This window comes from Streptomyces sp. NPDC051133, assembly GCF_040682635.1.
Classification (GTDB): domain Bacteria; phylum Actinomycetota; class Actinomycetes; order Streptomycetales; family Streptomycetaceae; genus Streptomyces.
The window spans coordinates 1-12,650 of sequence record NZ_JBFBBK010000032.1; the positions used below are offsets into that span (position 1 = coordinate 1).

The 12,650-nt window shown below is 70.2% G+C and carries 11 protein-coding genes; 4 read left to right on the top strand and 7 right to left on the bottom strand.

Going from position 1 to position 12,650, the window contains the following annotated elements; genetic code table 11:
• The first annotated feature begins 135 nt into the window (after nucleotides 1-135).
• Nucleotides 136-708 carry a GNAT family N-acetyltransferase gene (locus tag AB0N17_RS28945; protein WP_366014475.1) on the top strand — a complete coding sequence of 191 codons (573 nt, stop codon included), beginning with the start codon at nucleotides 136-138 and terminating at the stop codon, nucleotides 706-708.
• Here AB0N17_RS28945 and AB0N17_RS28950 read toward each other — a convergent pair.
• The 7 genes from AB0N17_RS28950 to AB0N17_RS28980 all read right to left on the bottom strand — a co-directional run bounded on the left by AB0N17_RS28950 (nucleotide 705) and on the right by AB0N17_RS28980 (nucleotide 9,147).
• Nucleotides 705-2,204, bottom strand: coding sequence for a type IV secretory system conjugative DNA transfer family protein (locus AB0N17_RS28950; protein ID WP_366014477.1), 1,500 nt, complete (start codon nucleotides 2,202-2,204; stop codon nucleotides 705-707). The genes AB0N17_RS28945 and AB0N17_RS28950 overlap by 4 nt on opposite strands.
• A 14-nt stretch (nucleotides 2,205-2,218) precedes the next feature.
• Nucleotides 2,219-3,631: an ATP-binding protein gene (locus AB0N17_RS28955; protein ID WP_366014478.1), complete on the bottom strand. Its 1,413-nt coding sequence runs from the start codon at nucleotides 3,629-3,631 to the stop codon at nucleotides 2,219-2,221.
• Between the two features lie 14 nt (nucleotides 3,632-3,645).
• The gene (locus AB0N17_RS28960) at nucleotides 3,646-5,202 is read right to left on the bottom strand and encodes an SCO6880 family protein (RefSeq protein ID WP_366014479.1); all 1,557 of its coding nucleotides are present in this window, start codon (nucleotides 5,200-5,202) and stop codon (nucleotides 3,646-3,648) included.
• Nucleotides 5,199-6,527, bottom strand: coding sequence for a hypothetical protein (locus AB0N17_RS28965; RefSeq protein ID WP_366014480.1), 1,329 nt, complete (start codon nucleotides 6,525-6,527; stop codon nucleotides 5,199-5,201). The genes AB0N17_RS28960 and AB0N17_RS28965 overlap by 4 nt, the downstream gene beginning before the upstream one ends.
• A complete protein-coding gene (locus tag AB0N17_RS28970) occupies nucleotides 6,517-7,347 on the bottom strand; it encodes a hypothetical protein (protein ID WP_366014481.1) in 831 nt (276 codons plus the stop codon). The genes AB0N17_RS28965 and AB0N17_RS28970 overlap by 11 nt, the downstream gene beginning before the upstream one ends.
• Nucleotides 7,348-7,524: 177 nt before the next feature.
• Nucleotides 7,525-7,833, bottom strand: a complete 309-nt coding sequence (locus AB0N17_RS28975; RefSeq protein WP_356385887.1) for a hypothetical protein — start codon at nucleotides 7,831-7,833, stop codon at nucleotides 7,525-7,527.
• Between the two features lie 642 nt (nucleotides 7,834-8,475).
• Entirely contained in the window at nucleotides 8,476-9,147 is a 672-nt protein-coding gene (locus tag AB0N17_RS28980) for a TetR/AcrR family transcriptional regulator (RefSeq protein WP_366014482.1), read from the bottom strand.
• Nucleotides 9,148-9,245: 98 nt separating this feature from the next.
• Between AB0N17_RS28980 and AB0N17_RS28985 the strand changes: the two genes are divergently transcribed.
• The 3 genes from AB0N17_RS28985 (at nucleotide 9,246) to AB0N17_RS28995 (ending at nucleotide 12,470) form a co-directional block, all read left to right on the top strand.
• Entirely contained in the window at nucleotides 9,246-10,166 is a 921-nt protein-coding gene (locus AB0N17_RS28985) for an oxidoreductase (RefSeq protein WP_366014483.1), read from the top strand.
• A gap of 340 nt (nucleotides 10,167-10,506) precedes the next feature.
• Nucleotides 10,507-11,277: a trypsin-like peptidase domain-containing protein gene (locus AB0N17_RS28990; protein WP_366014484.1), complete on the top strand. Its 771-nt coding sequence runs from the start codon at nucleotides 10,507-10,509 to the stop codon at nucleotides 11,275-11,277.
• A 185-nt stretch (nucleotides 11,278-11,462) separates the two neighbouring features.
• Nucleotides 11,463-12,470 carry a bifunctional lytic transglycosylase/C40 family peptidase gene (locus tag AB0N17_RS28995; RefSeq protein WP_366014485.1) on the top strand — a complete coding sequence of 336 codons (1,008 nt, stop codon included), beginning with the start codon at nucleotides 11,463-11,465 and terminating at the stop codon, nucleotides 12,468-12,470.
• Nucleotides 12,471-12,650: the final 180 nt, after the last annotated feature.

Sequence of the window (12,650 nt, forward strand, 5' to 3'; positions counted from 1 at the left end):
GTACTGCAGGGGGGACCCTGTGGGAGAGTAGGACGCCGCCGAACAAATTTTGGGAAAACCCCCGCATCGAAAGATGCGGGGGTTTTCTGCGTTTATGGGATGCCGCACGGGGCGGCCGGCACTACGGTGACCCTCATGAGTACCTCGACCCGACCCCACGATGACTACGTCGTCCGAGTGATACGCGCGGACGACTGGCCCCGAGTGAAGCAGCTGCGGCTGGACGCGTTGCGGGACCCGATCGCTCACCTCGCCTTCCTGGAGACGTACGAGGAGGCAGCGAGCCGGTCGGACGCCTTCTGGCAGGACCGTGCGGCCGGATCCGGTGAAGGGTCCACCGGCGCCCGGCAGTTCATCGCCGAGACGCCCGACGGGACCTGGATCGGCTCGGTCACCGTACTCATCGAGGAGGCCGGGACGAAGGACTGGGCGGGGCTTCCCGTCGAGCGCCGGCAAGGACATGTGGTGGGGGTGTTCGTCCGGCCCGAGCACCGCGGGCACGGGCTCATCAAGGCCCTGTTCGACGCCGGCGTGGCCTGGGCACGGGAGCGGGGTGCCGAGCGCGTACGGCTGCTGGTGCACGAGGACAACGACCGGGCCCAGGGGGCGTACCGCAAGGCGGGGTTCGTGCCGAGCGGGGTGGCGGTGCCGTTCGTGACGGACGCGGCGCAGAACGAGCTGGAGTTCGTGCTGGAGTGGCCGTCCTAGACCGGTAGTTCACGGTGCGGCCAGCGGGAGCGGGCCTGCTCGCGGGAGCGGAGCAGGGCGAGGGCCGGCATCCCCTGGTCGGCTCCCGTGCTCAGGAGGTCCGGGAGCTGGGGGAGCGGGGCCACGGCCGCGACGTCGTCCAGGACCAGGGTGAATGGTGGGTCGAGCCGACCGGAGGATGACCGTTCGGCCATGCGCCGGCCGCGCTCGACCACGCTGGAGACGAGGGCCGTCAGGAGAGGCATCGCGCCCGGGTTGCTCCTGGGGTCCTCGATGGATTCCCCCACCACGTAAAGCGTGCCCCCTTCATCCACGAAGGAATCCAAGGCGAGCGCATCAGTTCGGTTTGGGGTGCAAGCTTCACGGATGTTGACGGTGAAGAGGGCGGAGAGGGCTCGGCTGGTCAGCTCCTGGGCGATGTCCCGGCGTTCGGGGTGCGCGGTCAGGGCGGCCTCGAGCTCGCCCGCGGCGCCGGGCGCGGCCTTGGGATGGGTCCGCAGGGTCCGTACCGCGTCCTGCACCTGGGTGCCCTGGGCCCAGCGGTGGACGTGCCGGATGGTGCGGTTCTCCAGGGCGGCCGCGTGCAGGTAGCTGCGCAGGAGGGTCGTCGCCGTGTCGGCCACCGCCTGGTCGATCTTCGCGGTGGGCTGGACGGGGGCGAGGAGCGCTCCGGCCCGGTGCAGTGCGGTCTGCCGGTCCTCGCAGCCGCTGGTGGGGGACCAGTGGAGGCGGGCCGGGGTGTCGCAGAGGTGCGTGGGGTCGTAGAGGAGGGTGGGGCCCAGTTTGGCTCTGGCGCCCGTCGTCTCCGCCCAGAGGGCCGGGTTCGACGTGACGACCAGGGCGGGGCCCTCCGCGTCGCGTACGGCCTGGGCCGCGGCCGTCTGGCGCTCCGCGGGCGGGGCGTAGAGCACTGGGGCGTGGAGCACCGCGCCCTCGGGGCGGGGCGTTTCCCAGCCGGACGGCCGTTCGCCGTCGGCGGGTGGAGTGTTCGCCGCTGGGCGCGGCTCGGGTTCGCGACGCGGCGCGGGAACCTCGTGGGGGGTCTCGGGCAGCGGGGCCTGAGGCGCGGGCGGGGCTGCCTCCGGTACCCCCGTCGAGTCCTGCTCGGCTCTCCGACGGGCCCTTCCCGCCCGCCATCGTGCCACCGTCCCCATCACGAACATCGCGACGACGAACAGCACCATCAGCTGGCCGATGAACAGGCCCCAGAACAGACCCCAGCCGGAGAGCTGGGAGGCGGGGGTGTCGGGCCAGGCGCCGGCGATGTCGTGCGGCCGGCCGATGAGGTGGCGCATGGCCAGGGCGGTGCGGGTGAAGGCGACGCCGTTCGGCCAGGCGCCCTTGGCGAAGAGGGCCGCGAGACCGGTGGCCGTCCAGACCAGCAGGGTCATGCCGATGAGGAACGCGAGTATGCCGATCAGGAGGCCGTCGGGGATGCCGCCCTGGCCCTCCCGGCGGCCGTCCCGGATGTCGGCACGGCGATCGTCCGGTCTCACCCGTCAACCTCCCCCTACGCCACCGTCGACTCGGAGTCGCCCAGGTGCTGTTCCACGAAGGCCGCCGCCCGCTGCTCGGCCTCCAGCTCGGCGGCGTGCAGGGCGTCGTCGGCGGCGAGGTCGCTGGCGGACTCGGTCATCGCGCGGTCGGTGAAGACCAGGGGGCGTTCCGTCTCCGTGACCAGGTGTTTGACCACCTGGACGTTGCCGTTGACGTCCCATACGGCGATGCCCGGTGTCAGCGTGGGGATGATTTCCACCGCCCACCTCGGCAAACCCAGCACCCGTCCGGTCGCCCGTGCCTCGTCGGCCTTCTGGGCGTAGATGGTCCTGGTGGACGCCATCTTCAGGATCGCCGCCGCCTCCTTCGCCGCGGCTCCGTCGACGACGTCGGACAGGTGGTGGACGACGGCGACGAAGGACAGGCCGAGGCGCCGGCCGAACTTCAGCAGGCGCTGGAACAGCTGGGCCACGAAGGGACTGTTGATGATGTGCCAGGCCTCCTCGACCAGGAAGATGCGCTTCTTCCGGTCGGGGCGGATCCAGGTGTGCTCCAGCCATACGCCGACGATCGCCATCAGGATCGGCATGGCGATGGAGTTGCGGTCGATGTGGGAGAGGTCGAAGACGATCAGGGGGGCGTCGAGATCGATGCCTACCGTCGTCGGGCCGTCGAACATGCCGCGCAGGTCACCGTCGACGAGCCGGTCCAGGACCAGGGCGACATCGAGTCCCCAGGCCCGTACGTCGTCTATGGCGACGTTCATCGCCTCGGCCGACTCCGGCTCGGGGTGCCGTAGCTGCTCGACGATGTCGGTGAGGACCGGCTGGCGGTCGACGATCGTCTCGTTGACGTAGGAGTGCGCGACCTTGAGGGCGAAGCCGGAGCGTTCGTCCAGGCCGTGGCCCATCGCCACTTCGATGATCGTGCGCAGGAGCGCCAGCTGCCCGGTGGTGGTGATCGCCGGGTCCAGGGGGTTGAGCCGGATCCCGTGGTCCAGGGCGGCCGTCGGGTCCAGCCGGATGGGAGTTATCCCCAGCTCCTGCGCGATGAGGTTCCATTCCCCCACGCCGTCCTCGCCCTGGGCGTCCAGGACGACGACCTGGCGGTCCCTGAAGCGCAGTTGCCGTAGGACGTAGGTCTTCTCCAGGGCCGACTTGCCGTTGCCGGACTCGCCCAGGACCAGCCAGTGCGGGGCCGGGAGCTGCTGGCCGTACAGCTGGAACGGGTCGTAGATGTAGCCCTTCCCGGAGTACACCTCGCGGCCGATGATGACGCCGGAGTCGCCGAGGCCGGGTGCGGCGGTGGGCAGGTAGACCGCCTGGGCCTGGCCCGTGGAGGTGCGTACCGGCAGCCGGGTCGTCTCGACCTTCCCGAAGAGGAAGGAGGTGAAGGCGTCGGTGAGGACGGACAGCGGATCCCGCATCGGTGAATCAGCCCCTACCTTCGGATGCCGGTGGCGAAGGGAAGTGTGTTCACGAAGGCGCGGTGGTGCTCTCTGTCGCACCACTCCAGCTTGAGGTACGACTTGCCGGCGGAGGCCCTTATCGTGCGCTTGTCGCGGGCGAGGGCGTCCGGGTTGCGGGAGGAGACGGTGATGTAGCCGACGAGGTTGACGCCGGCGGCGCCGCTCGCGAGGTCCTCGCCGCGCTGGTCGAGGCGGTTGTGCGCGGCGATGTCGCGGGGGTCGACGGTCCGGTTCATCTTGGCGGCGCGGGACGCCTCGGCCTCGTCGTTGGTCTTCTCGGTCAGCATGCGTTCGATGGCTACCTCGGTGGGTTCGAGATCCATCGTCACGGCGACCGTTCGGATGACGTCCGGGGTGTGGACGAGGAGGGGCGCGAGGAAGTTCACGCCCACCGGGGTCATGGGCCACTCCTTCACCCAGGCCGTGGCGTGGCACCAGGGGGCGCGGGTGCTGGACTCGCGGGTCTTGGCCTGGAGGAAGGTGGGCTCCATGGCGTCCAGCTCGGCCGGCCAGGCGTTGCGCTTGGTCATCGCCTGGATGTGGTCGATGGGGTGGTCGGGGTCGTACATGGAGTGGATGAGGGAGGACAGCCGGCTCTGGCCGAGCGGCTGCCGTACCCGGATGTCGGCCTCCTGCAGCCGCGAGCAGATGTCGGTCAGCTCGCGGGCCATCACCACCGCGAGCCCGGCGTCCCGGTCGAGCTTGCGTCCGGCCTGGGGGCGTGCGGCCCGGGCCATGGCCTGTGCCTCGGCGGCCAGCTCGCGGGTGAAGTGCATGCAGGCGACGAGATAGGCGCGGTGCTGCTCGCTGCTGGTGGACACCATGGACTGGAGCTGGTCGTAGGACTGCTGGAGCCAGCCGAGGGAACGGCCGTCGCCGCGCAGGGCGACGTCCTTGGCGTGGGCGTCGGGGTCGGCGGGCAGCGTACGGGCGAGCATCTGCAGCCGGGTGACGAATCCGTCGCCGTTGGCCACGTGCTTGAGGAGCGTGCCGAAGCGGTCGACGAGCGCTTCCTGGTCCTCGGAGTCGCGCAGGCCGACGCCCGGTCCCTCGATCTCGATGGCCGCGGTGACGGTCTTGCGGTCGGCGTGCAGCAGTACGGCGATCTCGTCGGGCCCGAAGGGGGCGGCGAGCCAGGTGAGGCGGCCGATGCCGGGGGGCGGGCCGACCTCGATCTCACGCCCGTCGAGCCGGGTGCCGGCCTCCATGGCGCCGGAGCGGTAGACGGCCCCGTTCTTGAGGGTGCGCTTGTAACTGCGGTTGATCTCGAACCACTTGTAGAAGGTGCGGCGCTTGTACGGCACGTACACGGCGGCGAGCGCGAGCAGCGGGAAGCCCATCAGCAGCACGATCCGCAGGGACAGGACCGGGACGACGAGGCCGCACATCATGCCGAGGAACGCGCCGACGACGATCAGCGCGATCTCGCCGGACTCGCGGTTGCGGCCGATGATCGCGTTCGGCCGGGCGCGGCCGATCAGATATGTACGGCGGGGCGTGACCGGGGACAGGTGGGACTCGGTCGTCAACGCCCATCACCTCCCGTGCGGTTGTTGCGTGTGTTGCTTGCGTGCGGGGTGTTGACCGGGCTGGGCGCGCGGGGCGCGGGAGCGGCGGAGGGGACGGCTCCGCCGCTGCCCCCGGTGGGGGTACGGCTGCTGTGGGCGGCGACTCCGCCGCTGGCGGGGTTGGCCGGGCGGGGGCCGCCGGCTCCGCCGGGTGCCGCTCCGTTGTTGTCCGCGCGGGCGCTGTGGGTCTTGATGCCCTGGGCGACGAGGGTGGCGGGGGAGCTGATGACGGCGGCGGCCTTGCTCTCGGCGCCCTGCATGATGCGGTTGCTGCGGGAGCCGGCGATCTCGTCGCCGAAGCCGGGGACGAAGCGGTAGATCATCGCGCTGGCGAAGATGGCGAGCAGGATGATGGCGAGGCCGGAGACGACGGCGGAGAAGGCGTCGGGGCCGTTGCCGGAGGAGAGCGCGCCGGCGAGGCCGAGGACGATGACGATGACCGGCTTGACGAGGATGACGGCGATCATGATCCCCGCCCAGCGGCGCACGTGTCCCCAGAGGTTCTTGTCGACGAGGCCGGCGTAGACGACGGTGCCGAGGAGGGCGCCGACGTAGAGGAGGGCGGCCCTGATGACCAGCTCCAGCCAGAGGACGCCGGCGGCGAGGATGCTGACCAGGGAGACGACGATCAGCATGATGGGGCCGCCGCCGATGTCGGTGCCCTTGTTGAGGGCGCCGGAGAAGGTGCCGAAGAACGTGTCGGCCTGGTCGCCGGTGGCTTTGGCGAGGACGTCGGTGACGCTGTCGGTGGCGGACACGACGGTGTAGAGGATCAGCGGGGTGAAGGCGGACGCGAGCACGGTGAGCCACAGGAAGCCGACGGCTTCGGAGATGGCGGTGGTGAGGGGGACGCCCCGGACGGCTCGCTTGGCCACGGCCAGGAGCCACAGCAGGAGGGTGAGGATCGTGGACGCGGCGAAGACGATGGCGTACTGCTGCAGGAACTTGGGGTTCGTGAAGTCGACGTTCGCGGTCTCCTTCACGGCGGAGCTCAGCTTCCCGATGGTCCAGGAGGCAGCGTCGGCACAGCCCTTGGCCAGGGAGGAGAGGGGGTCGAGGGTGTCGGTGAGGGGGTTGTTGGGGGTTAGGCCGGGGGAGCCTTTGGAGGAGCCGCCGCCGTCCTTCTCGCAGTACTGCTTGGCAGGGCCGACGATGAGATCACACTTGTCGGACGACGGGGAGGGCGAAGGAGCGGCGACGGCTCGGGCAGCCAGCAGCAAGAGGGCACTTTGAACGGCACTGACCGTCACACCGACCCTGAGCACGCGTCGTGAGCTACCGGGCATAAGTGAAGCCTCCGTACTCCTCGACGGCCTTCGCCATCTGGTCGGCGCTTGAGGCCTTGTTGTCCCCAGGGACGGGTGCGGGGCCGTCCTTCTGGGAGAAGCTGTCGACCTTCCAGTCACCGTCCGACCAGCGCAACTGGAGGGTCATGGTGAACCAGTCACTGGTGACGGGGTTGGTCGAGTCGGCGCCGGCTGTTCCGAACACCCCGGTGCACCAGACCTCGACCGTCGCCGCAGCGTCCGAGTAGCTGGTCGTCTTGGTGCCGAGTGGGGCAGTACGCGAGACGTAGGTGTGCCCAGTGGGCGCATTGCCGTTCGCGTCCAAGCCGATGTTGCTGAGGAACTGCTTGCTGTACGCCTTGTTGAACTTGTCCGTCAGAGCGGCCTGCTGATCAGCTGCAAACACCTGCCTGATGATCTCGCTGCGCTCAGCGGGCCTCAGGATGTCGGCCGAGACCAGCACAACGGAGTAGTTCGCCGCCGCGCTCTGCGCCCCCTGTTGCGAGTGGGCGAAGCCCGAGGGGATGCCGTTCGCCTTTGTGTCCACCGGTCTCGTGCCGCTCGCTGCCGTGGACGCGGTCTGGGGGCGTGCCCCCTTCCCGGTCGAGCTGTCGGCAGACGAATCGTCTCCGCGGTTCGCGAAGGCGATCGCCGCGATCAGGAGGACCACCACGCCGACGACCGTGACCAGGCTCCGGGAGGAGGAGCGGCGGCCGCCTCGCCGCGGTGCGCCTCCGTAGGGGTCGTTCTCGGGCAGCCGGGTCCGGGTGTGGCCCGTGTCGCCGTAGTCCGTGTAGCCCTGCTCGTCTCCGAGACTCATGCCGCGTACGCCCCCTCCACCTCGTAGACATACGACGGTAGCCGTGCTGGTTCCCGCGCGGGCGCGGTGTGGTGACTCGACATCAGGGAAACGCAACCTCAGCCGGTGGGCACGACGGGTGGGTGGGGGTGGTGGGGACGGCCGGGCGTGCCCGGAGGCGTACGGCGTGAGCGGGTGTCAGACCGCCATGCCGTACACGATGGTGAACAGTGTGCCGAGGGAGCCGATGATGAAGACACCGGTGAGGCCGGCGATGATGAGCCCCTTGCCCTGTTCCGCGCTGAAGGTGTCGCGCAGCGCCGTGGCGCCGATGCGCTGTTTGGCCGCACCCCAGACCGCGATGCCGAGGCAGAGCAGGATGGCCACGGCCATCACCACCTCGATCATCACCTTCGCCTCGTTGCCCAGGCTGCCGAAGGGGCCCCAGTCCGGAGCGATCCCGCCGATGATGGTGTTGATGTCTCCCTTGTCGGCTGCGAGAAGCATGTAAGTCACCGCCCCTGGTGGGTAGTTCTGCTGGGCCCCTGCGGTGTGCAGAGGTCAGGCCTCATTGTCGCCGACAACGCCGCCAACGTATGTCGACTTGACGTCATTGACTGGCGGGTTTCGTACGAATCGCACGTACGGTCACTCTGTGTATCACGGCAGGTCACGCCGGGCAACGAGGTCCGACCGGAACCTGTCGTGTGGTTCTGTCGTTGACCTTCTTTACGGCCGTGCACGGTTTCTGACGGCCGGTCGGGTGAGTGGTCGCCTCGATGTTCTCACGGGCGATGCGGCGGGCGAGGGCGAAGGACGCCGGCCGTGCCAGAGGAGGACGGGCCGCGGTCGGATGCCGTGGCCCGTCTCCCTCTCCGTGCCGCCGAGGGGACCCCACGTCCCCCTCGTCCGGCGGCTCCCCGTGACCCGGCGGGGTGGTCGAACCGTGGTGACTCGGCCTGTGGCGGTGTCCCGTACCGAGGCTCGCTCGTTGAGTACGCAACAACAAGGGGCTTTCAGAATTCTGACTTCCGCGTTACCGGCGCAGGGCGGAGCCTGACCCGCCGATGACACGGTGCTGGCGCTCCGCTGGGCGGCGCTTGACCGGGGCGCGGGTGGGGCGCGGGCGGTCGGGCGGTCAGTGCCGGCTCACCTCGGCTTGAGGCCGTGCAGCAGCAGGTGGACGTGCTCGTCCAGGCCGGCCAGCGCCTCGTCCGGTTCCAGTGCGCAGCTGGCGATGAGGGCGGCCAGACCGTGCAGGCTCGCCGCGGCGATGGTCGTGATGCGCTCGGGGTCGCCCTGGACGATCTCGCCGCGCTCCTGGGCGTCGGCGATCAGCCGGGTGATGGAGCCGAGCGACTCGTCGACGGCCGAGACGAGTTGGGCGGAGCTGTCGGGATGGTGCTTGCGCGCGAACATCAGCTCCAGCAGTTCCGGGTTCTCGACGGCGAAGCCGAGATAGGCCCGGGCGAGGGCCGTCAGTCGCCCCTCGAAGGTGAGGCCCGGCTGTTCGGCGGCGCGGGCCAGGGCCTGGTTGAGCCGTTCGTACCCGTCCAGCGCGAGGGCGTCGAGCAGGGCCCGCTTGTCCTTGAAGTGCCGGCCGGGGGCGGCGTGGCTCACCCCGATGTCACGGGCCAGCTCGCGCAGCGAGAGTGCGCCGGCGCCCTTTTCGCGCAGGGTGCGCTCGGCGCTCTTGAGCAGGGCGGCGCGCAGGTCTCCGTGGTGGTAGGGGCGGCTCGACGGCGACGGCGACGGCTGCCGTGCGGGTGACGGTGACGGTGACGGTGACGGTGGCGGCGATGACGGGGACATGCGGGGCATGTGCACCATCGTATCCAGATGTAGACATCGTCAGCTTTGTTGGCGGCGCCACCTTTGTTGTCATTGACAGCATTGTTGCCGTTGCCTACATTGAGGCCATGGCTGATACGACCGAAGCGCGCCGTGCGCGCAAGTGGAACGCGAACCGCCTCCCCGACCAGAGCGGCCGTACGGCCGTGATCACCGGCGCCAACAGCGGCCTCGGCCTCGCGACGGCCCAGGCGCTGACCCGGGCCGGGGCGCACGTGGTGTTCGCCGTACGGGACCTCGACCGGGGCAGGGCCGCCGCGGCGAAGGCGGGCGGCAGCACCGAGGTGCGGCGACTGGACCTGGCCGACCTGGACTCCGTACGGGAGTTCGCGGACGCCTGGGACCGCCCGCTGGACCTGCTGATCAACAACGCGGGCGTGATGATGCTGCCGGAGCAGCGCACCAAACAGGGCTTCGAGATGCAGTTCGGCACGAACCACCTCGGGCACTTCGCGCTGACGAACCTGCTGCTGTCGCAGGTCACGGACCGGGTGGTGACCGTCTCCTCGGGCCTGCACCGGGGCGGTGACGGCGTGATCCACTTCGCCGACGTGAACCTGCGGGGCCGTTACTCCCCGACCCGTGCCTACGCCCAGTCCAAGCTGGCCAACCTGCTCTTCACCCTGGAGCTCCAGCGCCGCCTGACGGAGGCCGGCTCACCCGTCCGGGCCCTGGCGGCGCACCCCGGGTACGCGGCCACCAACCTGCAGAGCCATGCCGCGAACCCCCTGGCGCGGGCGGTCATGGGGGTCGGCAACAGGTTGTTCGCGCAGGACGACAAGGCGGGTGCCCTGCCGACGCTGTACGCGGCCAGCCAGGACCTGCCGGGCGCGGCGTACGTGGGCCCGGACGGCCTCGGCGAGATGCGCGGCGCCCCCACACTGGTCGGCCGCAGCGCGGCGGCGAGCGACCCGGAGTCGGCCCGGCGGCTGTGGACGCTGTCGGAGGAGATGACCGGGGTGACGTGGGGGCTGAAGCCGGTCGGCTGAAGTCCCGGGCCGCCGTCGGGCCACGGGGCCGGGGCCGGTGTCACCCTCGCGGAGGTACCGGAGGGATGCGAAAGCGGACGCGGTCTGCGGCTCCGGCCGCGGGCCTGCGCCGCCCCTGAGGCGTCGCTGTGCTGCGGAGTTGGGCCGGGACGGCGGTGGTGAGCCGGTGCGGGCGGGCCGCCGGGAGGGCTGCGGAGCGTGCCATGTCCGGAGGCGCGGGGGGAAGCCGCCCAGTACGGTGAGGGCCACTGGCCGGCCCGCGCCCCTCATGAGGTTTCACAGGAAAATCTCAGTGAAGTCGCTGCGGGTTTCTCACGTTGCTGGGACAGAGTGGAGGCTGATGAAGCGCATCTCACGCATCTCGCTCACCTCGCGTCCCGCGCTGCTCGGCGTCGTGGTGATGCTCGCCCTGACGTCCGCGTCCGTGGCCGCCGCCGATGACGGGCCGGGGCCCTTCGGGGTCACCGCCGACGTCGTCGCCACGCGGCACACCGCGCGGGTCGGCGCGCTGTTCGGCGCGGACCGGGCCGGCGGGCTGGCCGGGGGCCACTTCTGCACGGCCTCCGTGGTGCACAGCCCGCGCGGCAACCTCCTCGTCACCGCCGCGCACTGTGTTGACGGCGCCGGCGACGATCTGGTGTTCGTGCCGGGGTACCGGGACGGGAAGGCGCCGTACGGGGTGTGGAGCGTGTCGAAGCGGCTCCTGTCCGACACCTGGGCCAAGGACCAGGACGAGGACAGCGACATCGCGTTCGCCCTGGTGGACGAGCGTGACGGCAGGCGGATCGAGGACGTGGTCGGGGCGAACCGCTTCGCGTCCGGAACGGCCACCGGCGCCACCGCCGTGACCGTCCTCGGCTACCCGGACTCCCGTGAGTCGCCCATCATCTGCACCAACAAGCCGAAGCCGCACAGCAGCACCCAACAGCGCATCTACTGCCCCGGCTTCACCAGCGGCACCAGCGGCAGCCCCTGGATCAACGGCGACGGCCAGGTCGTCGGCATCCTCGGCGGCCACGAACACGGCGGCTCGACCGACGACGTGTCGTACAGCGTGGTGCTGGGGGGAGAGGCGGCGGGGCTGTACAAGGAGGCGGTGGGCGGACGCTGACGCCTGCGTCCTGAAGCAGGGTGAGTTGGTCCCTTGCTGTCCAAGGCCCAGTCCGGCACGCCGCCGCTGCGGGTGCCAATGGCAGGGGCGTGGCAGATTCGTAGGGTGGCGTGTTCGCCATGCTCGTGGCCCGGACGGTCGGCTCCTACACTGCTCCTCGTGGACGGGCCTGGTCTGGGGGGCGGTTGACGGTGCGTAAGGCGTGGATCGTCGGTGGCGCCCTGGTGGGGGGCGGGCTGAGCTTTGTCATGGTGCTCGTCGTCGGTGTCTACGTCGTCGCCGGGAGCCTTCTCAACGGGGTGACCTCGGGGAGCCGGGCGCTCGCCAAGGGGGCCGTGCCGGCCGCCTACACGTCGCTCGTGCAGAAGTGGGGCAACCTGTGCCCGGCGCTCAGTCCGGCCCTGCTGGCCGCGCAGTTGTACCAGGAGAGCGGCTGGAACCCGACCGTCGTCAGCCCGGCCGACGCACGCGGGATCGCACAGTTCATCCCGAGCACCTGGGCGACGCACGGCATCGACGGCAACGGGGACGGGAAGCGGGACATCTGGGACCCCGATGACGCGATTCCGTCGGCCGCTTCGTACGACTGCGAACTGGCGAAGTACGTCAAGGACGTGCCCGGGAACGTCTCCGACAACATGCTCGCCGCCTACAACGCCGGCGCCTATCGGGTGATCAGGGCCGGCGGTGTCCCGGCCATCAGCGAGACGCAGAACTACGTGCAGCGGATCCGCAGTCTCTCGAAGAGCTTCGCCGCACCCGTCAGCCGGATCGACCCCACCCAGCAAGCCGCCGGTGCCATCGCGTTCGCTCAGAAGAAGCTCGGTACTCCTTATCTGTGGGGTGGGGAGGGGACCGCCGCGCAGGGTGGGCGGTTCGACTGTTCGGGGCTGACGCAGGCCGCGTACTCCAGTGTCGGGATCGCGCTGCCGCGTGTCGCCAACGACCAGTACAACGCCGGGCCGCACCCCTCGCGGGACCAACTGCTCCCGGGGGACCTCGTGTTCTTCTCCGACGACCTCACCGACTCGCGGGCCATCCGGCACGTGGGGGTCTACGTCGGGGGCGGGTACATGATCGACGCTCCGCGGACCGGGGCAGTGATCCGCTTCGATCCGATCGACACCCCGGACTATTTCGGGGCGACCCGGGTCACCGAAGATGGCGCAAAAGCGTTGCCCACGACCGTGTGACCTAGCGTGAACCGGCCCCCTGAGCTGGGGGAATGAGTCTCTCTTCGATAACGTCTGCGTGATCATTCCGTGGAGAGTGGAACGTATTAATGGGGGCTGTGCGTTCCTGTTGACGTAGCCGAGCGGACGTCAGTGCGGCAGTGCAGCGGAAGCGGATCTACGCATCACGGGGGGCAGGAG